General features: G+C 62.1%; 19 protein-coding genes and 1 riboswitch. Of the genes, 9 read left to right on the forward strand and 10 right to left on the reverse strand.

Features of this window, described 5'->3' with window-relative positions:
• Positions 1–90: 90 nt before the first annotated feature.
• Together C5P05_RS09735 and C5P05_RS09740 are read right to left on the reverse strand one after the other, a co-directional pair.
• The gene (locus C5P05_RS09735) at positions 91–1,251 is read right to left on the reverse strand and encodes a KAP family NTPase (protein ID WP_232834419.1); all 1,161 of its coding nucleotides are present in this window, start codon (positions 1,249–1,251) and stop codon (positions 91–93) included.
• Between the two features lie 544 nt (positions 1,252–1,795).
• Positions 1,796–2,692 carry a LysR family transcriptional regulator gene (locus C5P05_RS09740; RefSeq protein ID WP_114969748.1) on the reverse strand — a complete coding sequence of 299 codons (897 nt, stop codon included), beginning with the start codon at positions 2,690–2,692 and terminating at the stop codon, positions 1,796–1,798.
• Between the two features lie 228 nt (positions 2,693–2,920).
• Here C5P05_RS09740 and C5P05_RS09745 point away from each other — a divergent pair, with 228 nt between their 5' ends.
• The gene (locus tag C5P05_RS09745; protein ID WP_114969644.1) at positions 2,921–3,868 is read left to right on the forward strand and encodes an NAD-dependent epimerase/dehydratase family protein; all 948 of its coding nucleotides are present in this window, start codon (positions 2,921–2,923) and stop codon (positions 3,866–3,868) included.
• Between the two features lie 386 nt (positions 3,869–4,254).
• Positions 4,255–4,527: a KTSC domain-containing protein gene (locus tag C5P05_RS09750; RefSeq protein ID WP_114969645.1), complete on the forward strand. Its 273-nt coding sequence runs from the start codon at positions 4,255–4,257 to the stop codon at positions 4,525–4,527.
• A gap of 20 nt (positions 4,528–4,547) precedes the next feature.
• Here the strand turns inward: C5P05_RS09750 and recQ are convergent, their stop codons facing one another.
• The 4 genes from recQ to C5P05_RS09770 form a co-directional block, all read right to left on the reverse strand.
• Positions 4,548–6,392, reverse strand: a complete 1,845-nt coding sequence (gene recQ / locus C5P05_RS09755; protein ID WP_114969646.1) for a DNA helicase RecQ — start codon at positions 6,390–6,392, stop codon at positions 4,548–4,550.
• A 194-nt stretch (positions 6,393–6,586) separates the two neighbouring features.
• The gene (locus C5P05_RS09760) at positions 6,587–7,723 is read right to left on the reverse strand and encodes an ABC transporter permease (RefSeq protein ID WP_114969647.1); all 1,137 of its coding nucleotides are present in this window, start codon (positions 7,721–7,723) and stop codon (positions 6,587–6,589) included.
• Positions 7,720–8,652: an ABC transporter ATP-binding protein gene (locus C5P05_RS09765; protein ID WP_114969648.1), complete on the reverse strand. Its 933-nt coding sequence runs from the start codon at positions 8,650–8,652 to the stop codon at positions 7,720–7,722. Before C5P05_RS09765 ends, C5P05_RS09760 begins: the two co-directional genes overlap by 4 nt.
• On the reverse strand, positions 8,649–9,626 hold the full coding sequence (locus tag C5P05_RS09770; RefSeq protein WP_114969649.1) for an HlyD family secretion protein: 978 nt from the start codon (positions 9,624–9,626) through the stop codon (positions 8,649–8,651). Before C5P05_RS09770 ends, C5P05_RS09765 begins: the two co-directional genes overlap by 4 nt.
• A 93-nt stretch (positions 9,627–9,719) precedes the next feature.
• Between C5P05_RS09770 and C5P05_RS09775 the strand changes: the two genes are divergently transcribed.
• Positions 9,720–10,766 carry a homocysteine S-methyltransferase family protein gene (locus C5P05_RS09775; protein WP_114969749.1) on the forward strand — a complete coding sequence of 349 codons (1,047 nt, stop codon included), beginning with the start codon at positions 9,720–9,722 and terminating at the stop codon, positions 10,764–10,766.
• 22 nt (positions 10,767–10,788) lie between these two features.
• Entirely contained in the window at positions 10,789–11,787 is a 999-nt protein-coding gene (locus C5P05_RS09780; protein WP_114969650.1) for a Gfo/Idh/MocA family protein, read from the forward strand.
• 34 nt (positions 11,788–11,821) lie between these two features.
• Here the strand turns inward: C5P05_RS09780 and C5P05_RS09785 are convergent, their stop codons facing one another.
• The 3 genes from C5P05_RS09785 to C5P05_RS09795 form a co-directional block, all read right to left on the reverse strand.
• A complete protein-coding gene (locus C5P05_RS09785; RefSeq protein ID WP_114969651.1) occupies positions 11,822–12,076 on the reverse strand; it encodes a Txe/YoeB family addiction module toxin in 255 nt (84 codons plus the stop codon).
• Positions 12,073–12,324, reverse strand: a complete 252-nt coding sequence (locus C5P05_RS09790) for a type II toxin-antitoxin system Phd/YefM family antitoxin (RefSeq protein ID WP_114969652.1) — start codon at positions 12,322–12,324, stop codon at positions 12,073–12,075. The genes C5P05_RS09785 and C5P05_RS09790 overlap by 4 nt, the downstream gene beginning before the upstream one ends.
• Positions 12,325–12,503: 179 nt before the next feature.
• A complete protein-coding gene (locus C5P05_RS09795; RefSeq protein WP_114969653.1) occupies positions 12,504–14,735 on the reverse strand; it encodes an NADP-dependent isocitrate dehydrogenase in 2,232 nt (743 codons plus the stop codon).
• 196 nt (positions 14,736–14,931) lie between these two features.
• Positions 14,932–15,002: riboswitch (S-adenosyl-L-homocysteine riboswitch) on the forward strand.
• A 25-nt stretch (positions 15,003–15,027) separates the two neighbouring features.
• Here C5P05_RS09795 and metH point away from each other — a divergent pair.
• Together metH and C5P05_RS09805 are read left to right on the forward strand one after the other, a co-directional pair.
• Positions 15,028–17,763 carry a methionine synthase gene (metH, locus tag C5P05_RS09800; RefSeq protein ID WP_114969654.1) on the forward strand — a complete coding sequence of 912 codons (2,736 nt, stop codon included), beginning with the start codon at positions 15,028–15,030 and terminating at the stop codon, positions 17,761–17,763.
• Positions 17,764–17,861: 98 nt separating this feature from the next.
• Complete coding sequence (locus C5P05_RS09805; RefSeq protein ID WP_114969655.1) at positions 17,862–18,572, forward strand: glycine zipper 2TM domain-containing protein; 711 nt, start codon at positions 17,862–17,864, stop codon at positions 18,570–18,572.
• 34 nt (positions 18,573–18,606) lie between these two features.
• On the opposite strand, the gene C5P05_RS09810 is transcribed toward C5P05_RS09805, so the two are convergent.
• Positions 18,607–19,830 carry an MFS transporter gene (locus C5P05_RS09810; RefSeq protein WP_114969656.1) on the reverse strand — a complete coding sequence of 408 codons (1,224 nt, stop codon included), beginning with the start codon at positions 19,828–19,830 and terminating at the stop codon, positions 18,607–18,609.
• Positions 19,831–20,054: 224 nt separating this feature from the next.
• On the opposite strand from C5P05_RS09810, the gene C5P05_RS09815 reads away from it, so the two are divergent.
• The 3 genes from C5P05_RS09815 to C5P05_RS09825 all read left to right on the forward strand — a co-directional run bounded on the left by C5P05_RS09815 (position 20,055) and on the right by C5P05_RS09825 (position 25,376).
• Positions 20,055–20,423 carry a hypothetical protein gene (locus C5P05_RS09815; protein ID WP_157979279.1) on the forward strand — a complete coding sequence of 123 codons (369 nt, stop codon included), beginning with the start codon at positions 20,055–20,057 and terminating at the stop codon, positions 20,421–20,423.
• Between the two features lie 103 nt (positions 20,424–20,526).
• A complete protein-coding gene (locus C5P05_RS09820) occupies positions 20,527–22,833 on the forward strand; it encodes an EAL domain-containing protein (RefSeq protein ID WP_114969658.1) in 2,307 nt (768 codons plus the stop codon).
• Positions 22,833–25,376, forward strand: a complete 2,544-nt coding sequence (locus C5P05_RS09825; RefSeq protein WP_420130740.1) for a chemotaxis protein CheW — start codon at positions 22,833–22,835, stop codon at positions 25,374–25,376. Before C5P05_RS09820 ends, C5P05_RS09825 begins: the two co-directional genes overlap by 1 nt.
• Positions 25,377–25,379: the final 3 nt, after the last annotated feature.

A 25,379-nucleotide genomic window follows, 5' to 3' on the forward strand; every position in this document is an offset into this window, starting at 1 on the left:
TCGTCAGCTTCTACAACAGCCAGCGGTTGCACTCCACACTGGGCAACTTGCCACCCAATGCTTTCGAGCAGAAATCGGCAATCAAACAACCTATCGGTCTGTACGAAAAAACTTGACCAGGACACTGTCGACAAACAGGCTTAGCTTGATCGTCACAAACTTTTCCAGGAACTCACGCGCTCTCGACCCCTCTTCCATGCTGCCCGCAAGGACCTCGGTGTCATAGCAGAGGACGTAAGTGGCCTGAGAGAGCTTGAACGTGCGCTTCGTTGCGAACAACACATTGTTCGTTGTTTTCGCGTCCAAGCGATCCAGGTCGTCGATAACGATGATTACGCGACGGCCGATGCGGCGAAGAACATCGTCAATGTCATCGAGAAGTTCATCGACCGTTTCCTGCGAGGGCTCCAGTGAAAGCTTGAAACCTAGGAAAGAAACGTCGGCCTTTCCGTTGATCAATCGGGTATACCGGGACGCCGCTGGCCTGAACTCTGGTGCGAAGACCTTGCTTTGGATGGCGGCCGATAGATCGCGAATAAGGCGATCCGCAAGGTCAGGCTCAGAGGCATAGCGGAGTGGCTCGAATCGACAAACAATGACCTTGTCCGCGGCACTTTCCCAGTAGCGCTCAGCAAGGTTGATGAAGCTGGTCTTGCCGACACCCCATGGGCCATCGACACCAAAAACCAGCCCTGGGTGTGCGCCGCTTGCGAGGACTGTCTCTGCGAACGACGTTGCCTGACTCTCGCTCGCCAGCAAATCGTCCCTCTTGTCATCGATTTCCTCGTCCGTGATGAAGTACAGCTGCGGAGGTACCTTCTTTGGCCTCGGCCAGTACTGCTGAAAGAGGGGCGATAACAGTACAGTGCAGAGAAGGAGAAAAACGACTGGCGCCCAATGAGGATCCGCAGATCTCAGCGCTGCATGGAATTTCGAAAGCCACGGCAAGGTCAGTGCGTTGGACCAAACTCCGACGCCTATCGCCATCAGCAAGTCAAGCCGAAAACTGCGAACCATTCGCGTAGCGGCAACGGATGCGCCTCGTCTGACTGCATAAGTCAGACAGAGCGCCAGTCCGGTGAAAATCCCAACGACCTTCGCCCAGAGAGAAATGTCATTTAGCTCCTGAGCGAACCCGCCACCAAGGTAAAAGGTAGCCCGGCAGATCTCTGCCCCAACAAAGCCAACTATGAACAACCTGGCAAAGACCAGTAGCTCGGGCATCTTCATCGCTGGCTTTGAAACGTTCATTGATCATCCTCCTGATACAGCGCGGCGAGTCCGCGCTCCTGTCGACATTGCAGCCGACGATATCACTCTAGATGTGCAAAAGGGTCTGGCCAAGTTCTCACTCACCAGCACCAGCCAATGGTTTGAGCCTAAATTCGTACTCCAAATGTTGTACTAATCTGAAGCTGTCGTTCGGACGAGCGAAACGAAAGGCAGCTTGTGCCCGTTGAAGTCCGCCACGAACGGCTTTTGAAGGGCAATGAATTGGGTAACCCGTAAGCTGCCTGTCGTGACCGGCGGCAAAGGGTCTTCTGGAGCCGGTCACAATCACCCGAACCCGACCGTCAAAATTGAAAGTCAGGTATGGAGAAAGCTGTGGACCCGGATTGCAGCGAAGCGGGTGCTCGTTGAACTCAGGTGGCGGTCAAGTCTCGGCCAATTGCGTTCACGCGCGAACGTCTGCTCTCAGCTGTTCCGATACGCCGACCTCGTCATCTCCAATAGAACGAACGCCCTTGGCAAAGGGCCTCTGGATCAATGTCGGACGTGGAAATGTGATCGGAGTCTATGGGCGCCGCAGGTATGCACTTAGCCCCGCCGCGAGCGCCGCGAAAGTCACCGCACAGCGTGGGCTCTCTCGCAGGTCTTCGTGCATCGCGATCCAGGTGTCCATCGTCAGCGAAAACTTGGTCTTCAATACGCGAACGATTGCTTCGTCCCTCGCCGCCAGCGCCGACTGGCAAATGCCGATGCCGAAGCCTGCGCGGATAGCAGCCAGATGCACCAGGTCGCTGTCGGCACGAAATGCAAAGGCAGCCCGCGAGAACGCCGGGAACTGATCCTGCAACTTCCGGATGAACGCATTCTCGTGATCGAAACCAATGATCGCGTGCCCCGACAACTCATCCATTGATTTGGGCACGCCGTGCTCCGTCAGGTAGCGCTCATGTGCGTGCAGCCCCACTTCGACGCCGCCAACCCGTTTGGCCACCAGCGCGTCCTGTGAAGGCCGGAACATGCGGACAGCAATGTCGGCCTCGCGATGCAGCAGATCGTCCACCTTGTTCGACAGAACCAGTTCGATGATCAACTTTGGGTGTTCCCTGCGCAGCGCCGCAAGGATCGGAGGGAGCACCTCGACGCCGATGACCTCGCTCGCAGTCAGGCGCACCGTCCCGCGAACGCCTGATCCGTGGCTGCTGGCCACCCTGCGCAGCGCTGCCGCGGTCGTTGCCAGACCAGCGGCATAGGGCAGCAGTTCGAGCGCGGCGTCCGTCGGCGCAAAGCCATCGAATGTGCGCGTGAACAGCTTCAACCCGAGCGCCGTCTCGAGGCTGTCGATGTGGCGTCCGACCGTCGGCTGGGTCAGCCCCATGGTGCGTCCAGCTGCCGACAGCGAACCGGTCTCCAGTACCCTGAGGAAGGTTCGGTACCACTCCCAGTTCGGCTCATTCTCGGTCATGGTATGCATTTATTTATAGAGGTAATGCGATTTTAGGTAATTTTCATTTACCCGACGATTTTGTAAACTGCAATCCATAGCAACGACAGCATTCGACCTCAACGGCGCCCAGCATGAACAACTCGGCCCTCGCCACGGATCTGAAGGCCGCGCTGTCGCGCGTCTCGTTGATCGCTACGGCCCTCTTTCCCCCTCATTCAACTTAAGTTCAACCCCGGGAGAATTTTCATGTCTAAAGTAGCCCTGTTCGGCGCCGCTGGCGCCATCGGTCAAAGCATCGCCGCCGCCCTCAGCAGCGAAGGCAAGCCCTACCGTGTGATCGGTCGCACCGAAGCGAGCCTGCGCAAGGCCTTCGGCGCCGATCGGCTGGCCGAGATCGTCACCTGGAACCCCGACTCGCCGGCCTCCGTGCGGGCCGCGGCAACTGGTGTCAAGACGCTGATCTACCTGGTCGGCGTGAACTACTGGCAGTTCGAGCTTCACCCCGAACTCATGCGCAAGACGCTTGCCGGCGCCATCGCTGCGGGGGTCAAGAACATCATCTTGATCGGTACCGTCTACCCCTACGGCATGACGAAGGCCAACCCGGTCCGGGAAGATCAGCCCCGTGAGCCGAATTCCTTCAAGGGACGCATGCGCAAGGCGCAGGAGGAACTGCTGATGCAGGCGCACGCGGACGGCCGGATCAACGCGACCGTCTTGCGCCTGCCGGACTTCTACGGTCCCGGCGTAGAGACCAGCCTGCTGCACCTCCCAGCGGTGGCCGCCGTCAATGGCGGCACGGCGGACATGGTCGGGCCGATCGACCCGCCGCATGAGTTCGTCTTCGTGCCCGATGTCGGTCCCGTGGTCGCCAAGCTGGTGGACACTCCAGCCGCATTCGGGAAGATCTGGAACTTAGCAGGCGCGGGCATCACCTCGCAGCGCGAGCTGGTATCGGAGATGGAACGTCAGACCGGCAAGAGGCTCAAGCTGCGGGTAGCAGGCAAGACAATGCTGCGCCTGATCGGTCTTTTCAAACCCGTCGTGCGCGAGATGGTCGAGATGAATTACCTGCTGACCGATCCGGTGATCATGGACGACTCAGCGCTGCAGCAATTGATCGGACCGATTCGCAAGACGCCGTATGCGGAAGGCATTCGTCAGACGCTAGCCGCCGTGGCGAGCAAACGCTAGCTGGCCGTTGCAGCCTGAGGAGGACGACGAGCCGGGGGCATTGATGGTGGCACGATGAGGAACCAGACGACCTGTGCGGGTACGCTGTCACACTCCCCCTGGGCTTCTGTCGTCAAGGTCGCGTTGGGCTTCAGCGCGAGAGGTGCAAAGCCCGTCAACGAACGACGGTTCTTCGGCGCCAAATCCAAAGAGTCGAGCGTCAACTCAGTCGAAAGCTGAAGTCCACTTGTCGATGGCTCGAATGTCAGGTTTCGGGCGCCCAATCTGGCTCGGCATATGTCAGCAAAGGGGCTTCCGGGCATTCAGACTGCACCATCGACTGGCACAACAACCTGAGTAAACTTGCAGCATCTCGCCTTGCCGACCTTCTATGGGAGAACTCAGACATGCCCACCAAGACGTTCACAAGCGGCCGCATCAAGAAGGCCGACTACGACACCGCATCGCGACAGCTAGACCTGCATTGGGACAACAAAACCGTCCTGGCCTACAAGCAGGTTCCTGAAGAGGTTTATCGGCGGCTTTGCAGCGCACCCAACCCGACGACGTACTGGGAGGACCGGATCGCCGAGGAGTATCCGAAGGGCATACCGATGACGTCCAGTGCGGCGCCAGATGGCGCCAAGAAGCTCAATGACCTGTTTGGGGGTGGGGACTGAGTGGTTCGGCCAGAAGGCCATCAGACACTCTCCATCACCCGCAACACCTCGTCCCCATAAGCCTCCAGCTTTTTCGCCCCAATGCCGCTGAGGCCCTGCAGGTCGTCCAGCGATTGCGGTGCGCGTTCGGCAATCGCGACCAGGGTGGCGTCGTGAAAAATCACGTAGGCGGGCAGGTTGTGTTCTTTCGCCACCTCGGCACGCCAGGCTTTCAATGCCACGTAGCGCGCCTGACCCTCGGCGTCCAGTGATGCGGGTGCCTTGACCACCGAAGCGGTGCTGCCGCGTTTGGCCTTGCGCTCGGCCGGGGTCGAGACCGATTCGCGCAGCTGCACCGGCACCTCGCCCTTGAGCACGGCGCGCGAACCCTCGGTCAGCTTCAGCGTATTGAAGGCCTCGGCATCGACCGCCACGGCGCCGATGGCGATCAGCTGGCGCAGCACGCCGCGCAGTTGTACTTCGCTGAAGGCCGAGCCAATGCCAAAGGTACTCAGGGTTTCGTGCCCGCGCTGCGTCACCTTCTCGGTGGATTTGCCGCGCAGAATGTCCATGATGTGCACCGCGCCATAGCTGCCGCCCATCTGCTGCACGCGGTAAATGGTGCTGAGCAGCTTGCGCGCGCAATCGGTGCCGTCCCACACCGCCGGCGGCCGCAGGCAGTTGTCGCAATTGCCGCAGGCTTTGCTCTCCTCGCCAAAGTAGTGCAGCAGGCGCACACGGCGGCAATCGGTGGCCTCGCTCAGGCCCAGCAACGCATCGAGCTTGCCGCGCAGGCCCTGCTTGAATTCTTCGCCGGCCGGGCTCTCGTCGATCATGCGGCGCTGGTTCACCACGTCCTGCAAGCCGTAGCACATCCAGGCGTCGGCGGCCTCGCCGTCGCGCCCGGCGCGGCCGGTCTCCTGGTAATAGCCCTCGATGTTTTTCGGCATGTCCAGGTGCGCGACAAAACGCACATCGGGCTTGTCAATGCCCATGCCGAAAGCTATTGTTGCCACCATCACAATGCCTTCGCTGCGCAGAAACTGGTCCTGGTTGGCTTGGCGCACCTTGGTGTCCAGCCCGGCGTGGTAGGGCAAGGCCGCGATGCCCTCGTCGCACAACATATTGGCAATCTCTTCCACCCGTTTGCGCGACTGGCAGTAGACGATGCCGGCCTCGCCCCGGTGCTCGTTGGAGATGAAGCGCAGCAGCTGCTGCGTGGCCTGCGTCTTTTCCACGATGGTGTAGCTGATGTTGGGACGGTCAAAGCTGCTGAGAAACAGGCGCGCGTCCTGCAACTGCAGACGCTCCACGATATCGGCGCGGGTCAGTGTGTCGGCGGTGGCGGTGAGCGCGATGCGCGGCACGTTGCCATAGCGCTCGTGCAGCACCGTCAAGGCGCGGTATTCGGGTCGGAAGTCATGGCCCCACTGGCTCACGCAGTGCGCCTCGTCGATGGCAAACAGGCTCAATTTGCCGCGCTCGTACAAGGAGTCGAGCTGCGCCAGGAAACGCGGCGTCGTCACCCGCTCGGGCGCGCAATACAGCAAGGTGATGTCGCCGCGCAGCAGGCGTTTTTCCACCTGCGCGGCTTCCTCGAACGACAGGGTGGAATTGAGAAACGCGGCGCTGACCCCGGCTTCGTGCAGCGCGCCGACCTGGTCGTGCATCAGCGCGATCAGCGGCGAAATCACCACGGTGATGCCCTGCCCGGCCTGCTCGCGCGCGATCGCCGGAATCTGGTAACACAGCGATTTGCCGCCGCCGGTGGGCATCAGCACGAGTGCGTCGCCGCCCGCCACAGCGTGCTCGATGATGGCTTGCTGCGGCCCGCGGAACTCGCCGTAGCCGAAGACTTCTTGAAGAATGAGATGGATAGACAAAATCTGTAGCTATAAATTTAATAGCTGCTTGCGCAGACTATACGGGGGCTAGAGGTCAATTTCTTATATAAAACTGCCATAACCTCGTCATTGCGAGCGCAGCGCGGCAATCCGGGAGCCATGGATTGCCGCGCTGCGCTCGCCATGACGACGAGGTAAACACCCCTATTGTCCCGGGATTTGGAACTGACCCGACTTCAGTCCAGCGTCTGGCGGTAACGTTTGAGGGCGATGGCGCCGACGACGAGCAAAAACAAGGCCATCGGCCAGAGGTTGGCGGCGATTTCGCTGAAGGTGGCGCCCTTGAGCATGATGGCGCGCACGGCCCGCAAAAAATGGGTCAGCGGCAGTATTTCGCCCAGGCCCTGCGCCCACGGCGGCATGCCGCGAAACGGGAACATGAAGCCAGACAGCAGCATTGAGGGCAGAAAGAAGAAAAACGTCATCTGCATCGCCTGCAGCTGGTTGGTCGCCAGGGTCGAGAAGGTAAAGCCCACGCCCAGATTGGCCAGCATGAACAAGCCAATGACCGCCATCAGGAGCGTAAAACTGCCCACGATCGGCACCTGAAACAAGAGAATGGCCGCCAGCACAATGACGATCAACTGCACGTAACCAATGATGATGTAGGGCGTGATCTTGCCCACCATCACCTCGAACGGCCGCACCGGCGTGGCCAGCAGGTTTTCCATGGTGCCGCGCTCGCGCTCGCGCGTCATGGCCAGCGAGGTCAGCATCACCATGGTCATGGTCAGAATGGTGCCGATCAGACCGGGCACGATGTTGTAGCGGGTCAGGCCTTCGGGGTTGTAGCGGCGGTGAATGCGCAGCTCGAACGGCGGCTCGCGCGACTGCAGCCCGGCCAGCGCGCCCTTGAGGTCATGCGCCAGCGCCAGCGGCGTGATTTGCCCCAGAGCCGCGATGGCGTTGCTGGCGGCGGACGGGTCGGTGGCGTCTACCGCCACCAGCACGGCGGGTTTTTCGCCGCGCACCACGCGCCTGGAGAAATCCGGCGGAATCGCCAGCACGAACTGGACCTCGCCGGTTTCCAGCAGGCGCTCCGCCTGCACCTCGGTGGTCGGTTGGGCCACGATGTGGAAATAACCGGTGTTCTGGACAGAGGCCACCAGGCTGCGTGCCAGCGGCCCGTTGTCGTAGGCCACCAGCGCGGTCGGCAAGCCCTTGGGGTCGTTGTTAATGGCGTAGCCAAACAGGATCAGCTGCATCACCGGCACGCCGATGGCCATGGCAAAGGTCAGGCGCTCGCGCATCATCTGCTGGAACTCCTTGATGATGATGGCCGCCACGCGCGCGAAGGAGAAGGAGGCGCTCATGCGGCGACTCCCCGGTCGGTGTCACGCGCCTGGTCCATCAGGCTGATGAACACATCTTCCAGATCCGCCTGGGCAGGCGTCAATTGCAGCTCGGGGCGTTCCCGGTACGGTGCAAGCGAAGCTTCCAGCAGCGCCGGATCAACGCCGGCCACATGCAGGGTATTGCCAAACGCCGAAACGCTGAGCACGCCGGGCAAGGCCTGGATCGGCGCCACCAGGGCCTCCAGATGCTCACCGACGATGGACCAGACGGCCAGGCCGGCCCGCTCGATGATGTCGGCCTGCGTGCCGCGTGTCAGCACCTGGCCGTTGGCGATGTACATCAGTTCGTGGCAGCGGGCCGCCTCGTCCATGTAGTGGGTCGAGACCAGCACCGTGATGCCCTGCGCCGCCAGCCGGTGAATTTCATCCCAGAAATCGCGCCGCGCTTTGGGGTCAACGCCGGCGGTCGGCTCGTCGAGCAGCAAGAGGCGCGGCTCGTGCAATAGGCAGGCCGCCAACGCCAGGCGCTGTTTCCAGCCACCGGACAGGGCACCGGCTAGCTGGCGCTGGCGATCCGTCAAGCCGAGGCGCCCCAGCGTCTGGTCCACCGCCTGCTTGCGTTGCGGCAGCTCGAACAGGCGGGCCACGAAGTCCAGGTTTTCGCGGATCGTCAGGTCTTCGTACAGGCCAAAGCGCTGCGTCATGTAGCCGACCTGGTGCTTGATCTGCGCCGCCTGGCGAATGATGTCCAGCCCCAGGCAGGTGCCCGAGCCGCTGTCGGGCGTCAGCAGCCCGCACAGCATACGGATGGTGGTGGTTTTGCCGCTGCCGTTGGGCCCGAGAAAGCCGCAGATGCGTCCGGTTTCCAGCTGGATCGACAAGTTGTCGACGACGGCGCGCCCGCCGTAACGCTTGGTCAGGCCGCTGACGTCAACCGCCAGGGTCACGGCGTGGCCCCGGCCACCGGCAGCACATCGACCGGCTGGCCGGGCTTGAGCCGGGCGCCGTCGGCCGGGCTGGGCCGCGCTTCCACCATGAACACCAGCTTGGCGCGCTGCGCGTTAGAGTAAATGACCGGCGGCGTGTACTCGGCCCGATTCGAGATGAAGGAAATTTGGGCCGGGATCGGCGCCGCGCAGCCGTCGCACACGATCTGGACCGCCGCGCCCACCTGGAGCCGGCCCACCAGGCCTTCGGGCACAAAAAAGCGCGCCTTGACATTGCCAGGCGGGAGCAGCGCCAGCACCGGCTGACCCGCTTGCACCCACTCGCCGACGCGAAAAAACGTATCCGCCACCAGACCGCTGGCCGGTGCCGTGCGGGCTTTTTGCGCCTCGCGCCAGGCCGATTGACGCAGGGACTGGCGGGCGGCATCGGTGTCGGCCACGGCGGCGGCCTGCTCGTCAATACGCGCCGGCAGCCGCGCCACGCGCAGCTGGGCCGCCAGCTCGTCCAGCCGCGCGCTGCTTTGGGCCTGCGCCGCACGCAACTCGTCGCGCCGCGCGGCAGACACAAAACCTTGCCGCACCAACTGCTCCTCGCGCGCGAGTTCCGCCGCGGTCAGCCTGGCCTGCGCGTTGGCCTGGCTGATCTGGGCCTGAATCACCGCAATTTCGTCGCTGCGCTTGCCCTTGGCGGTGTTGGCGAGCTGGGCATTGGCGCGCGCCAGCCGGGCGTCGGCTTCGAGGCGCGCCGCCTGCTCGCTCTCGGCTTCCAGCGCGAACAAGGGCATGTCTTTCGTGGCCTGATCGCCGGTGCGCACGTTCAGCTGCGACAGGGTGCCGCCCAGGGCCGAGGACACATAGACGTAGTCGCCTTCGATATAGCCGGACCAGCCCGGCGCCGCCTTCGGCTGGCAACCCGCCGCCAGCAACAGCAGCGGGGCCAGCCACAAGGCGCAGCATGTCTTGAAACTATTCATTTGTTTTCTTTCAAGTCCTCACCGGCTTTTGCCCGGCGGGTCAAACACGGGCCGGGCGCGCAGGAATTCGATCTTTTCTACAATGCACCCGCTATGAAACCACTTCAATATACCCGCGCCCAAGCCCTGCCCGCCATTCTGGCGAACCGAATCATGATCCTGGACGGCGCCATGGGCACCATGATCCAGCGCTTCAAGCTGGACGAGGCGCAGTACCGCGGTGAGCGTTTCAAGGACTTTCACAAGGATGTGAAGGGCAACAACGAATTGCTGTCGCTGACGCGCCCGGACGTGATCACCGACATTCACGAGCGCTACCTGGCCGCTGGCGCCGACCTGATCGAGACCAACACCTTTGGCGCCACCACCGTGGCGCAAGCCGATTACGACATGGCGAATCTGGCGCGCGAGATGAACTTCGCCTCGGCCAAGTTAGCCCGTGCCGCCTGCGACAAGTTCTCCACCCCCGAGCACCCGCGCTTTGTGCTGGGCGCGCTGGGCCCAACGCCCAAGACCGCCAGCATCAGCCCCGATGTGAACGACCCCGGCGCGCGCAACGTCAGCTTCGAACAGCTGCGCGCCGCCTATTACGAACAGGTCGAGGCGCTGGTGGAAGGCGGCAGCGATGCGCTGCTGGTGGAAACCATTTTCGACACGCTCAACGCCAAAGCCGCCCTGTTCGCGATTGACGAGTACTTTGAAGCCTCGGGCGAGCGCCTGCCGCTGATCATCAGCGGCACCGTGACCGATGCCTCCGGGCGCATCCTGAGCGGCCAGACCGTCACCGCCTTCTGGTACAGCGTGCGCCATGCGCAGCCGCTGGCCGTCGGCCTGAACTGCGCCCTCGGTGCGGCGCTGATGCGGCCCTACATCCAGGAGCTGGCGCGCGTGGCGCCGGACACCTTCATCAGCTGCTACCCCAACGCCGGCCTGCCCAACCCGATGAGCGACACCGGCTTTGACGAGACGCCAGCGGACACCAGCCGGCTGCTGCATGAATTTGCCGCCGAGGGCCTGGTCAACATCGTGGGCGGCTGCTGTGGCACCACGCCCGAACACATCGGCGCGATCCGCGAGGCGGTGGCGCCGCTGCCCGGGCGGGCGCTGCAAAAATCGTTCTTCTACAAAGAAGCGGCCTGAGCCGGTAACCGAGCCCGTCACCATGAAAAAAGTCAACTGGGGCGTGCTCAGCACCGCCAAGATCGGGCGTGAAAAGGTCATTCCGGCCCTGCAGCAAGGGCAATGGAGCCACATCGGCGCCATTGCCTCGCGCTCGCTGGACCAGGCCCGCGCGGTGGCGGCCGACATGGGCATTGCCAAGGCCTATGGCTCCTACGAAGCGCTGTTTGCCGACCCCGAGATCGAGGCCATCTACAACCCCCTGCCCAACGACTTGCATGTGCCGATGACCTTGGCCGCCGCACGCGCCGGCAAGCATGTGCTGTGCGAAAAACCGATGGCGCTGAATGCCGCGCAGGCGGCCGAGCTGCGCGAGGTGGCGGACAAGGTCCACATCATGGAAGGCTTCATGGTGCGCTTTCACCCGCAATGGCTGCGCACGCGCGAGTTGGTGCGCAGCGGGGCTTTGGGTGAGCTGCGCGCGGTGCAGGCCTTTTTCTCGTTCTTCAACCGCCAGCCGGACAATATTCGGAACCGGCTGGAGACAGGTGGCGGCGCGCTGTACGACATTGGCTGCTACCCCATCGTGGCGGGGCGTTTTTTGTTCGAGACTGAGCCGCTGCGCGTGATGGCCTTGCTGGACCTCGACCCGGAGTTCCAGACCGACCGTACCGCCAGCGCGATTCTGGATTTTGGCAATGGGCGCCGGCTGGACTTCACGGTGTCCACCCAGTCCGTGCCCTACCAGCGCGTGCAGGTGATTGGCACCCAGCAGCGCGTGGAACTCGAAATCCCGTTCAACGCCCCGCTGGGCGGTACGACCCGGATTTTTCTGGACAATGCCGGCACGCCGGGCGGGGCGTCTGCCGTGACTGAGACCCTGGCGCCTTGCAATATGTACACACTGCAGGGCGATGCCTTTTCGCAGGCGGTGCGCGGCGAGATTCCCCTGCCCTACGGCGTGGAAGATGCGATTTGCAACATGCGCGTGATCGATGCCCTCTTCAAATCCGGCAACAGCGGGCGCTGGGAAGACGTTTGACGCGGCCAAGAAGCCGCCCAAGAAGCCACTTAACTCAGTAGTGGTAGCGCAGTTGCGCAATCAGCAACGCGTCATCCTCGATCCTGTAAACCATGCGATGTTCGTCCGTGATGCGCCGGGACCAATATCCCGACAACGCGTGCTTCAGCGGCTCAGGCTTCCCAACGCCGGCAAAGGGTTCGCGCTGTGTTTCACGAATCAGCTTGTTGATCCGCTCCACCATTCGCTCGTCCTGCTTTTGCCAATAGAGATAGTCCTCCCACGCTTCGTCAGCAAAGACCAGCCTCACGAGGCCAATTCCCGCTCCGTGCCCTTGCCAGTGTTCAGTTGTCCGATGGCAGACAGAAGACGTTTGGCATTGGTGGGGTTGCGCAGCAGGTACGCCGTTTCCTCCAGCGCGTTGTAGTCTTCCAGCGACAGCATCACCACCGATTGTTCGCCATTGCGCGTGATGATCAAGGCTTCGTGGTCTTCGCAAACACGGTTCATCGTGCTGGCCAGGTTGGCACGGGCCGAAGAATAGGTCACAGCATCCATAAAACACCTCTTTATATGTACGTGTTATTGTACATACTTAGTGCGTTTAACGCACTTGAGTCGGCAGCAGCGGGCGCTGGGAAGCCGTCTAGAACACCAGAAAACAAAAAGGGCAGAAGGATTCTCTCCTTCTGCCCTTGCCAATCCGCACCGTGGCACGGATCAGTCTGATTTGACCCTCAGCCTTGCGCAGCCGTCAATGCGGCATTGAAGGTGCTGCTCGGGCGCATGACCGCCGTGACTTTCACGGGGTCAGCCAGGTAATAGCCGCCAATATCGACCGGCTGGCCTTGCACGGCCTTGAACTCTTCCACGATCTGCTGCTCGCTGTCGGTAAGTGACTTGGCCAGCGGCGCGAAATGCGCCTGCAAGTCCTTGTCGTCCGTCTGCGCAGCCAGCGCCTGGGCCCAGTACATGGCGAGGTAGAAATGGCTGCCGCGGTTGTCCAACTCGCCGGTGCGGGTCGACGGGCCTTTGTTGTGGTCCAGCAGCACGCCTGTGGCGGCATCCAGCGTTTCGGCCAGAATCTTCGCCTTGTTGTTGCCGGTCTTGAGAGCCAAGTCTTCCAGCGACACCGCCAGGGCTAGGAACTCGCCCAGCGAATCCCAACGCAGGTGGTTTTCTTCCACCAGTTGCTTGACGTGCTTGGGGGCAGAGCCGCCGGCGCCGGTCTCGAACATGCCGCCACCAGCCATCAGGGGCACGATGGAGAGCATCTTGGCGCTGGTGCCCAGCTCCATGATCGGAAACAGATCCGTCAGGTAGTCGCGCAGGATGTTGCCGGTCACCGAGATGGTGTCCAGCCCGCGGATGACGCGCTCCAGGGTGAAACGCATGGCGCGCACCTGCGACATGATCTGGATGTCCAGGCCGGTGGTGTCGTAATCCTTCAGGTAGGTCGTGACCTTCTTGATCAGTTCGGCTTCGTGCGGACGGTACGGGTCGAGCCAGAAAATGGCCGGCATGCCGGAGTTGCGGGCGCGGTTCACGGCCAGCTTGACCCAGTCGCGAATCGGCGCGTCCTTGACCTGGCACATGCGCCAGATGTCGCCGGCTTCAACGTTCTGCGACAACAAGACTTCGCCGCTGGCGATATCAACAATGTTGGCGACGCCGTCTTCGGCCACCTCGAAGGTCTTGTCGTGCGAGCCGTATTCCTCGGCCTGCTGGGCCATCAAGCCGACGTTGGGCACGGTGCCCATGGTGCGCGGGTCAAAATTGCCGTGCCATTTGCAGAAGTTGATCATCTCCTGGTAAATGCGGGCAAAGGTCGACTCCGGCATCACGGCCTTCACGTCCTTCAGGCGGCCATCGGCGCCCCACATCTTGCCGCCGTTGCGGATCATGGCGGGCATGGACGCATCCACGATGATGTCGTTGGGCGAGTGAAAGTTGGTGATGCCCTTGGCCGAATCCACCATGGCCAGCTCGGGACGGTTGGCATGGCAGGCGTGCAAGTCTTGCTGGATCTCTTCGCGCTTGGATTGCGGCAGCGTGGCGATCTTGTCGTACAGATTGGCCATGCCGTTGTTGACGTTGACACCGAGTTCGTCGAACAGCGCACCGTGCTTGGCGAAAGCATCCTTGTAGAAAATCTTCACGCAATGGCCGAACACGATGGGGTGGGACACCTTCATCATCGTGGCCTTGACGTGCAGCGAGAACATCACGCCCGTCTTGTGTGCGTCATCAATCTCCTTTTCGTAGAAGGCCACCAGCTCCTTCTTGCTCATGTACATGTTGTCAATGATCTCGCCGGCCAGCAGCGACACCTTGGGCTTGAGCACCAGGGCCTTTCCGCTCTTGGTAATCAACTCCATCTTGACGTCACGGGCCTTGTCCAGCGTCAGGGACTTTTCACCGTGGTAGAAGTCGCCATGGTGCATGTGCGAGACATGCGAGCGTGAGGCTTGACTCCACTCCGCCATGGCATGCGGGTGCTTGCGCGCGTATTCCTTGACGGCACGAGGAGCGCGCCGGTCGGAGTTGCCTTCGCGCAGCACGGGGTTCACGGCGCTGCCGATGCACTTGGAATAACGGGTGCGAATCGCTTTGTCTTCGTCCGTCTTGGGATCTTCGGGAAAGTCAGGAATGGCGTAGCCCTTGCCCTGCAGTTCACGAATACAGGCGATCAGCTGGCCGACCGAAGCGCTGATATTGGGCAGCTTGATGATATTGGTGTCCGGCTCCCCGGTTTTCTTGCCCAGTTCAGCCAGCGTATTGGGCACTTTTTGTCTGTCGTTAAGGTACTCCGGAAACTCGGCCAAAACCCGCGCCGCGACCGAAATATCGCTCTCGACAATGTCGATGCCCGCCGGGGCGGTAAAGGTCCGGATCACGGGCAGAAAAGAAAAGGTCGCCAGCAATGGCGCCTCATCTGTGAGTGTGTAGATGATTTTTGAAGCTGTCATTACTGTCTTCTCGTGTGTGTGTGGGGAGGGATGATTTGTCGTGCCACTATATGGGATCCGCATTTCATCAAACGAAAAGGATGCAAATTAAGCATGGATACCGCCATTTATGACATTCAGGGTATAGCCCCAAACCGCCGAATCGTCAATTCCGGGCGCTCCAGCGGGCACCCGGGCAAACCCCTTAAAATAGCCAGCTTCCAAGGAGCGTTGCAGCGGGTCAGCCGACCCGTCAGGCTTGGATAGTCCCAACCACGCTCACCTGCTTTTTTGTCATTTACAGGTGAGACGCATGTCCGATATCGTTGTTCCCCCCATGAAGTTGTCCGGTCTGGAGCCGGTGAACATTGGCGCCGACTCGCTTTTTGTCAACATTGGCGAACGCACCAATGTGACCGGCTCCAAGGCCTTCGCCCGGATGATTTTGAATGGCGAGTTCGAGCAGGCGCTGGCGGTGGCTCGCCAGCAGGTGGAAAACGGCGCGCAAATCATCGACATCAACATGGACGAGGCCATGCTCGACAGTCAGGCCGCCATGGTGCGCTTCCTGAACCTGATCGCCTCCGAGCCCGACATTTGCCGCGTGCCGATCATGATTGACTCCAGCAAGTGGAGCGTGATCGAGGCCGGCCTGCGCTGCGTGCAGGGTAAGCCGGTGGTCAATTCGATCAGCATGAAGGAAGGCGTGGCGCAGTTCAAGCACCAGGCCAAATTGCTGCGCCGTTACGGTGCGGCTGCCGTGGTGATGGCGTTTGACGAGCAGGGCCAGGCCGATACCTACGAGCGCAAGATCAATATTTGCGAGCGCGCCTACCGCATCCTGGTGGACGAGGTGGGTTTTCCGCCGGAAGACATCATCTTCGACCCCAATATCTTCGCCATTGCCACCGGCATCGAGGAGCACAACAACTACGCCGTCGATTTCATCAACGCCACGCGCTGGATCAAGCAGCACCTGCCGGGCGCTAAGGTGTCGGGCGGCGTGTCCAATGTCTCGTTCAGTTTTCGCGGCAACGACCCGGTACGCGAGGCGATTCACACCGTGTTTTTGTACCACGCCATTTCAGCCGGCATGGACATGGGCATCGTCAACGCCGGCATGGTCGGCGTCTATGACGACCTGGAGCCGGAACTGCGCGAACGGGTCGAAGACGTGGTGCTGAACCGCCGGCCTGACGCTGGTGAACGGCTGGTGGAGATCGCGGAAAACGCCAAGGGCGCGGCCAAGGACGAGAGCAAAAAGCTGGAGTGGCGCGGCACGGCCGAGCACCCGGCCACGGTAGAGCAGCGCCTGAGCCACGCCATGGTGCACGGCGTGACCGACTTCATCACCGAAGACACGGAAGAAGCGTATCAAAATGTGTTGGCCAAGGGCGGGCGGCCGCTGCATGTGATCGAAGGCCCGCTAATGGCGGGCATGAACATCGTCGGCGATCTGTTTGGCCAGGGCAAGATGTTCCTGCCGCAAGTGGTTAAAAGCGCGCGCGTCATGAAGCAGGCCGTGGCACACCTGATTCCCTATATCGAGGAAGAAAAACGGCTGGACGAGGCGGCCGGGCGCGACGTGCGCACCAAGGGCAAGATCATCATCGCCACCGTCAAGGGCGATGTGCACGACATCGGCAAGAACATCGTCACCGTGGTACTGCAATGCAATAACTTCGACGTCGTCAACATGGGCGTGATGGTGCCCTGCCACGAGATTCTGGCCCGCGCCAAGGTCGAGGGCGCCGACATCGTGGGCCTGTCCGGCCTGATCACGCCCAGCCTGGAGGAGATGCAGTACGTGGCCGGCGAGATGCAAAAGGACGACTACTTCCGCATCAAGAAAATCCCGCTGATGATTGGCGGCGCCACCACCTCGCGCGTGCATACCGCCGTCAAGATTGCGCCGCATTACGAAGGCCCGGTGGTCTATGTGCCGGACGCCTCGCGCAGCGTGAGCGTGGCGCAAGGCCTGCTGTCGGACCAGGTGGCGGATTACGTGGCCGAGCTCAACACCGACTACGAACGGGTGCGCCAGCAGCACGCCAACAAGAAGCAGACGCCGATGTGGCCGCTGGCGAAAGCGCGTGCCAACAAGACGCCGGTGGACTGGGCCCGCTACACGCCCACCAAACCGAAGTTCCTGGGCCGCCGCGTCTTCAAGAATTTCGATTTGACCGAACTGGCCAAGTTCATCGACTGGGGCCCGTTCTTCCAGACCTGGGATCTGGCCGGACCGTTTCCCGCGATTCTCAAGGACGAGATCGTCGGTGTCGAGGCCACCAAGGTGTATGCCGACGGCCAGGCCATGCTGAAAAAGCTGATCGAAGGCCGCTGGCTCACCGCCAATGCGGTGATCGGCCTGTACCCGGCCAACACGGTGAATGACGACGACATCGAGTTCTACACCGACGAGAGCCGCAGCGAGGTCGCCATGACCTGGTACGGCCTGCGCCAGCAAACCGAAAAGCATGAGATCGACGGCGTGATGCGGCCCAGCCGTTGCCTGGCCGATTTCGTCGCGCCCAAGGGCGTGGCACAGGACTACGCCGGCGTGTTCGCCGTGACCGCCGGCATTGGCGTGGACAAGCGCGAGAAGCTGTTTGAAGACGCACACGACGACTACTCGGCCATCATGCTGAAGTCCATGGCGGACCGCTTGGCGGAAGCCTTTGCCGAATACCTGCACCACCGCGTGCGCACCGACTTGTGGGGCTACGCGCCCAGCGAAGCGCTGACGCCGCAAGAGCTGATAGCGGAAAAATACAAGGGCATCCGCCCGGCGCCCGGCTACCCGGCCTGCCCCGACCACAGCGTCAAGCAAGACATGTTTGAGCTGCTGCAGTGCCATGACATCGGCATGGGCGTGACCGAGAGCCTGGCCATGACGCCGGCGGCGAGCGTCAGCGGCTTCTATCTGGGGCACCCCGACAGCACCTATTTCAGCGTCGGCAAAATTGGCGACGACCAGCTGAAAGACCTGGCGGCACGCCGGCACATGAACGAGCAGGCACTGCAGCGCCTGCTGGCGCCGAACCTGTAATTTACCTAAGGTTACAAACTGGACACGCTGCTTTGCAGCAATTGGTTTACCTTTGGCGCAGTCAGATCCATTGCGGATCTCTGCCAAGGAAAACCATCATGAGCGCTACGTTAAAGAACCCCTCACCCAGCTCGACTGCCAGTAAACCGCTGTGGGCGGCGGTCGGCGTGCTCGCGGTTGCCGTGCTGGCCATGGGCGCCACCCTGATTCACATCCAGACCCAGCCGGAAGAGCCCAGCCTCGCCGTGCTGTCCCCCACGCCGTCCGCCCCCTTCGAGGCGGTGACCCCCGCGCCGGGGTCGGCAGCCGCACTCGCGGCACCCTCCGATGGCGCCAAGGTATTGACACCAAAAAGGACTTTAGCCCCCGCCAATCATGCGCCAACGGCTACGAAATCAGTAGCAAACAGAAGCGAGCGTGACACGGGCACAAATGCCTCGGCCCGTGACCCTGAGGGCCGGGTGAGCCGGCCGTTCTGCGCCAACTGCGGCACGGTGGAGTCGGTCACGCCGATCCAGCGCGACGGCAGCGGCAGCGGCGGCGGTGCCATCGCCGGCGGTGTCCTGGGCGCGGTGGTGGGCAACCAGGTGGGCGCCGGCAATGGCAAGACCCTGGCCACCATCCTGGGCGCCGTCGGTGGTGGCTTCGCCGGCAATACCGTGGAGAAAAAGATGAAGAAGGAAACCGTGTACGAGGTGCGTGTGCGGATGGAAGATGGCAGCACCCACACCGTGGAGCAGAGCACCTCGGCCACGGTTGGGACCAAAGTGAGAGTTGAGGGCAACAGCCTGCAATCCGCCAGCCGCTAAATCGGCGGCCGCCGTGCCGAGCAGACTCCGAGGCTCAGGCCGGCTGCGGGCGACGCGCCAGGGCGATCCGCTGCGCGCGCATCAAGGCGGCCACGCCAACCAGGCTGAGGGCCAGCAACAGCCACACACCATGCGTATAACCCGATTGCTGCGTCCACAACACACCTAGCAGATAGGGCGCAGCGGCGCGTGCCAGCGCCAGCGGTACACCCAGCGCCCCATTCAGGCTGGCCATGTGCTCGCGGTTCACATACTGCGCCATGGCCGTGCCTTTCACGATGGTCAGCATGCCGTTGCCCATGCCGTACAGCAGCACAAACAGGAGCACTACCGCGACTTGTCCTTCTGCGGCCAGGGGTGCTGCCAGCAAGGCCAGCAGCCCCAGCGGAATCAGGCACGGAATCAGCCGGTTGGCCAGATGCAGATCGAAATGCTGCTCAAAGAAATACAGGAGCAGGCGGCCCAGCACCTGAATGAGGCCGATGCTGGCCGGGATGGCAATCACCCAAGCCTCGCGCAGGCCGTTCTCACGCAACAAGCTCACCATGTGCGCCGGCAAGGCGACCGTCACCGCCATCATCAGAATCACGAACACCCCGATCAGCAGGAACGGGGCACTGCGCAGATGGCGGGACAGATTTTGGGGCATGGCGGCGCTGCCGGACGCGTCGTGTGGCACGGGCCGCGGCGCACCACGCAGCGTGAACGCATGCAGCGGGGCGCAGACCAGCAGGTGCAGCGCCGCCAGCCCCGTGAGCGCATGGCGCCAGCCCCAGGCGGTGATCAACCAGGCGGTCAGCGGGATGAACACCGTGCTGGCGAGCCCGCCCAGAAACGTCATGGTGATGATGGCGCGACGGAAATCATGGGGGAAACGCCGCGTGACCACGGCAAAGACCGGTGAATACAAAACGGCCGCCATGGCGGCGCCCAGCCCGGCCCAGACCGCGTAGAAGCCGATCACATCGGTGACGAAGCCATGCAGCACCAGGCAAACACCGGCCAGCACCGAGCCCCCGGTCATGACGGCGCGCTCATGGCCGCGCTCAATCCAGCGGCCCACCGGATAGGCCATGAAGCCCTCGACCAGCAAGGCCAGGCTGAAGGCCAGCGAGGATTCCGCCCGGCTCAAGCCCAGTTCGCGCTCCACCGGCGCCATCACCAGGGCAAACATGTAAAAAATGCTGCCCCAGCTGATCAGTTGCGCCAGCGACAGCCAGCCCACCAGGCGGCGGTCGTGGGAAACAGGGTCTTGCATGGACTGGATTATGGCAAATATTTATGAAAAACAAGGGTCTAGCCCTCGTCAAATAAGCGCATACAGCTATAAATTAAGTAGCAAAAGCATGTAAGGACGCTGTTACATGTCCTCACGAAATGAAACGACTGGCGCCGCCACTTAATGGTGCAATCCATGCGACGGCGTTTTGCGATGACGCAGGTGCTTGGCCCCATCACGGTGCTGCGGTTTGTGGGCAAACCATGGCATGGCAACTTTTCTTAAAAAAAATGAGCTGGAAAAAATCAAAATTTGCGTCCAGCCTGATGAGCCTGTTTGGCGAACCAGTGCGGGACCCCCACCCCGAGAGCCGCATCAAGGACATTCGTCAGGCGATGCTGGACAGTCTCTCCGGTTTGAGCGAAAGCCACCAACTGGCACGGGTTTGGGCACGCGTCCTCTACGCACCCGACATCCAGGCACTGTGGTACCTGCGCAGCGACATGATGACGCTGCTGGCCGGCCTGCTGGGCGAGTCCGTCGCCCACGCGCGCCTCGCGGTCATCACACTCATGTTCACCGGCCTCTTGCCGGCCGCCCAGATGGCACGCCCGCGCCGCTTGCGCACCTGAGCGCAGGTCAGCAGCAAGCGCATCGCTTCCCCACAGGGCGCAACTGGCATCAATGTTGCGTACCTAGCCGGTCTTCGCCCGAAAACCGGGTCGTTAGGCTGCCATGCTTGAACCTTCTTTGTTGTCCCGTCCCGATCCCACCGCCCCACACGTCTCGGACCTGACCCGCAAACTGGGGCCGGCATTGCTACAGGCGAGTTTGCCCGACGCCGCTGAAAAAATAGGCTTGTTCGGCCGCTGGTGGTGCGAGCCGCAGACCGGCCAATGGGTGTTGTCGACCGGGGCGGCGAACCTGCTGGACGTCAACGCCGGGCTGCACCGCACCGGCAACAGCTGTTTCGAACAGGTGGTCCCGGACGATGTCTTGCGCCTGATGGCCGCCCTGCGTGAGCCCGGCCAGGCCGTCGAATGCGAATTTCGCATCATCAACGAGTTTGACGGTTTGCGCTGGCTGCGTCTGGTGTCGGAGCCCCTGCGCCTGCCCGGGCCAAGCGTGCAGACCGGGGTCGTGGTCGATGTCACCTCATCCCGGCTGGCCGCGATGCGGGAGCGCTTCTGCTTCGAGTCGACCCAGTTTCTCATCGGCACGCCGACATTGGGCGAGGCCGTGACCAAGGTGATTCAACTGGTGTGTGACAACCTGGGCTGGGAGTGCGGCGCCTATTGGTCACTTGAGCAGCAACAGATGGGCGACCATCGGCTGGCCTGCAAGTATCAGTGGCACCAGCCGGACTATCCGCTAGCGTCCTTCCGCCGGCAAAGCGCCACGCTGCGTCTGGCGCCGGGCGAGGGTCTGGTCGGCAACGTCTGGAGCACCATGCGGCCCGCCTGGGTGGAAGACATGGTCAACGGCACGGATTTCTTGCGTTGTCAAAGCGCCCATGAGTGCGGCTTGCAGTCAGGCTATGCGTTTCCGGTGTCTTATGTGACGGATGGCGGACGCCGCCACAGCCATGGCGTGCTGGAGTTCTACAGCAGTCTGTCACGCCAGCGCGAGGCCCAGTTGCCCAGCCTCGCCACGACCATAGGCGCATTGATTGCGCAGACGGTACAGCGCCTGGAGCAGCAGGAACTGATCCGGCAGCTGGCGCAGGTCGATGACCTGACCGGCCTCGCCAATCGCAAGCATTTTCACCATCTGCTGGATGCGGCGTGCCTGAGCGCCACCTCATCGGGCGCCTCGTTCGCGGTCCTGAACATCGACCTCGACCGATTCAAGCAAATCAACGACGCCTTCGGCCACGAGGCCGGGAATCTGGTCTTGCATGACTTTGCACAGCGCTTGCAGCGACTTGATCTGCCCGGGTGTGCGGTGGGCCGGCTGGGTGGCGATGAGTTCGCCATTCTGGTGACGCCGGCCGGTTCGATCGCGCAACTGCAGGCCCTGGGCGAGCGCGTGTTGCTGGCCGCGCGCCAGCCCTTTCTGTTCGAGCGTCAGGAATTGACGGTGTCGGCCAGCGTGGGGGTCAGCATCTTCCCCGACAACGGCTGGACCGGCTCGGAGCTCATGCGCAGCGCCGATGCCGCCATGTACCGCCGCAAACACGGCGGACGCAACGGACTGAGTTTTTTCTCAAGCGGTACCGCCGGGACCCTGGCCGAGCAACGCTCGGCGCTGGCCCGGCAATTGACGATGGAAGCCGAATTGCAGCACGCGCTGGTGAGCGACGAATTCTTTCTGGTCTACCAGCCGGTGTTTGGCCGCGACGCCGAGCACATGGTCGCGGTCGAGGCGCTGATTCGCTGGCGGCGGCCCGGCGGCGACGTGGTGCCGCCCGACGTGTTCATCCCGGTGGCGGAGCAGAGCGGCCTGATCGTGCAGATCGGCCGCTGGGTGGTCAAGCGCGCCTGCCATGATTTGGCCCTTCTGCAGCGCGCCGGCTTTAAGGACTTGCAGGTCAACGTCAACATGGCGGCGCCCGAGTTTGTCAATGCCCGTCTGCCAGCTGAGTTGATGGCCGTGGTGGAGGCGTGCGGGGTGGCGCCGCAGCACCTCTGCCTGGAACTGACCGAGGGCCTGGTGATGAAGCAGCCCGACAAGGTCATTCCGGTGATGGCCGCCTTGCGGCAACTGGGCTTCAAGATCAGCCTGGATGATTTCGGCATGGGCCATTCGTCGCTGTCACGCATGAAGAATCTGCCAATCTCCTCCTTGAAAATTGATCGTTCCTTTGTCAGCGGCCTGCCGCACGACCGGGGCGATGGCGCGATCGTGCGCACCATTCTGGACCTGGGGCGGCATATGAAACTGCAGGTCATCGCCGAAGGCGTCGAGACCGATGCGCAACTCATCTACCTGCGCCAGTTCGGTTGCAGCCTGATTCAGGGTTTTCTATTGGGTCGCCCCAAGACCGTGTCAGAGCTGATGGCCGCTCATTCACAAAGCACCAACGAACAGGCAACCCCATGATGAACACCGCGGCCCCGCTGCAGATTGACACCTATCTGCCCTACATGCGCGACGTGATTCGCTGCGAACAATCGCTGCACGAGTTGAACCTGATGTGGCGCATGATCGAATCCTCGGCCAAGATGAACTGCCCAGTCGAAGCCAGGACCATTTTGCCGACCATGGCGGCCACGCGCGAGGGATTCAATCGTCTGGAGCAGGAGCTGGTCGCCAGCCTGGTGAAGGAAAAAATTGCCACCGTGCTCGATGAGATCGGCACCAAAGCCCAGTATGTGATCGACATCGTGGTGCGCAATCTGTTTGAACGCACCGCCGATGTGGGTTTTCTGGCCACCGACAACGAGCTGTGCGCCTTTGTCGCCGGCCTGAGCGACAACCCGCCCGCCATTCGCCAGCGGCTGCGCGCCTACCGCAGCAAATACACGGTGTATGACGAGATCATTCTGCTCGACGCCGCCGGCAATGTGCTGGTGCAGATTGACGAAGCCACGCCGCTGGAAGGCAGCGTCGATCCGCTGCTGGCCCAGACGCTGGCCAGCACCACCTATGTCGAAACCTTTCGTGCCACGGATCTGCGTCCGGCCAAAAAGCAGGCACTGATTTATTCGCGCCGCATGCTGCACCCGGACACCGGCGTGGTCGTCGGCGTGCTGTGTCTGTGCTTTAACTTCGAGCAGGAAATGGCGGGCATCTTCCAGTCGCATCGCGATCCGGCCGGACGCTCGAACATGATGCTGCTCGATGGCGAGAATCGCGTGATTGAAAGTGCGGATGCCTTGTGGATTCCACCCGGTGCCGTGGTGCCGGTCAACCCCGGCTCGACCGCGAAACTGATGATGTTTGCGGGCCGTGAATACCTGGTGCGCACCTTCCGTTCCGAGGGCTACCAGGGCTATCCTGGGCCACCGGGCTGGCAGGGCCAGGTCATGATTCCGGTTGACGTGGCGTTTACCGGCGGTGGCAGCGGCACCCTGGCAGCGCTCGATCCCGGCGTCGCGGCAGGTTTGCTGTCGCACGCCCAGTCCTTTTCGCCCCCGCTGTACGAGATCATGACGGCCGCTGAAACCATCCAGCGCGTGGTGTGGAACGGCCAGGTGATGACGACCGGCCAGCGCGGCGAGCAGATGAAGCTCAAGACGATTCTGGACCAGATCAGCGAAACCGGTGCCCGCAGCAACGAGCTGTTTGCCAAATCGATTGGCGATCTGTATGAAACGGTGCTGGCGTCCAGCCTGCGTGATTCGGAATTCGTGTCGCACCTGCTGGTTGATCTGCTGGACCGCAATCTCTACGAGCGCTCGGATGACTGTCGCTGGTGGGCCTTGACGCCGGAGTTGCGCGTGGCACTGGCGGCGCCGGAACGTGACGGCGAAGAGATCGAGCGCATGAGCCTCATCCTGGACTACATCAACCGCCTGTACACGGTCTACACCCGCATCTTCGTCTACGACGCCAGCGGCTGCATTGTGGCCAGCACCCATCCCGAGCAGGAGGACGGGACGGTGCTGGGAACTTTCATCGAAACCGACACGCTGGCGCAGGTGCGCGCGCTGCGCAGTGAGCAGGACTACTGCGTGACACCGTTTGCGCCCAGTCCACTGTACGGTGGCCGGCCCACCTATGTGTATCACGCAGCCATCCGCGACCCCGATGACGATGCGAGCGTGGTCGGCGGCATCGGCATCGTGTTCGATTCAGCGCCTGAACTGGACGCCATGCTGCGCAGCGGCCTGGGCAACAAGGCCGGGGTGACGGCCTTGTTCGTTGACCGACAGGGCTGCGTGATTGCCAGCACGGATCAGAGCCGCCCGGTCGGCACGACCTTGAAACTGGACCAGACCCTGCTCGATCTACCCAACGGCAGCAGTGCGTCACGCATCGTGATCCACGACGGGCATTACGCGATCATGGGCTGTACGGTGTCCAGCGGCTACCGGGAATTCAAGGTGTCGGATGGCTACCGTGAAGATGTGCTGGCACTGGTCTACGATTCGTTTGGTGAAGTGCGCGGGCGTCTGAGCGCCGGCCACAAGGGCAACACGATGCTGCAAGCGGAAGTGAATGCCATCGGGGGGCGCGAATTCGCCACTTTCTTTATTGATGGCGTCCTGTTCGCCTTGCCCGCCGAGCATGTGCTGGAGGCGCTGCCTGCGTCGAAAATTTCAACCGTGTCCCGGGATGAGCGCAAGGCTTGCATCGGCCTGTTGGGGCTGCAGCATGAAGCGGTGAACAAGGGCTCGGTTTGGGTCTTTGACCTGGGCTATCTGCTGCACGGCCGGCCCGCCATCATCGACCGGAGCAGCCAGGTGATCATCGTGCGCTTTGGCGAGCAGACGATTGGCCTGCTGGTCGATGCGCTGCATGGCGTGCCGGAGTTCAACACGGCCCAGATCATGCCGACCCCTTTTACCGGAAGTTCAGATGGCAAGCTGGTGAAGTACTTCATCAAGGCCAACGGCGGCCAATTGCTAATTCAGGCGGTCGATGTCAGCAGTCTTTTTGCGCTGCTGATGGTTCGGGACGGCGTCGCTCAAGCCAGCTGAGGG

The organism is Rhodoferax ferrireducens, from assembly GCF_003347515.1.
In the GTDB taxonomy this organism is placed as follows: Bacteria; Pseudomonadota; Gammaproteobacteria; order Burkholderiales; family Burkholderiaceae_C; genus Rhodoferax.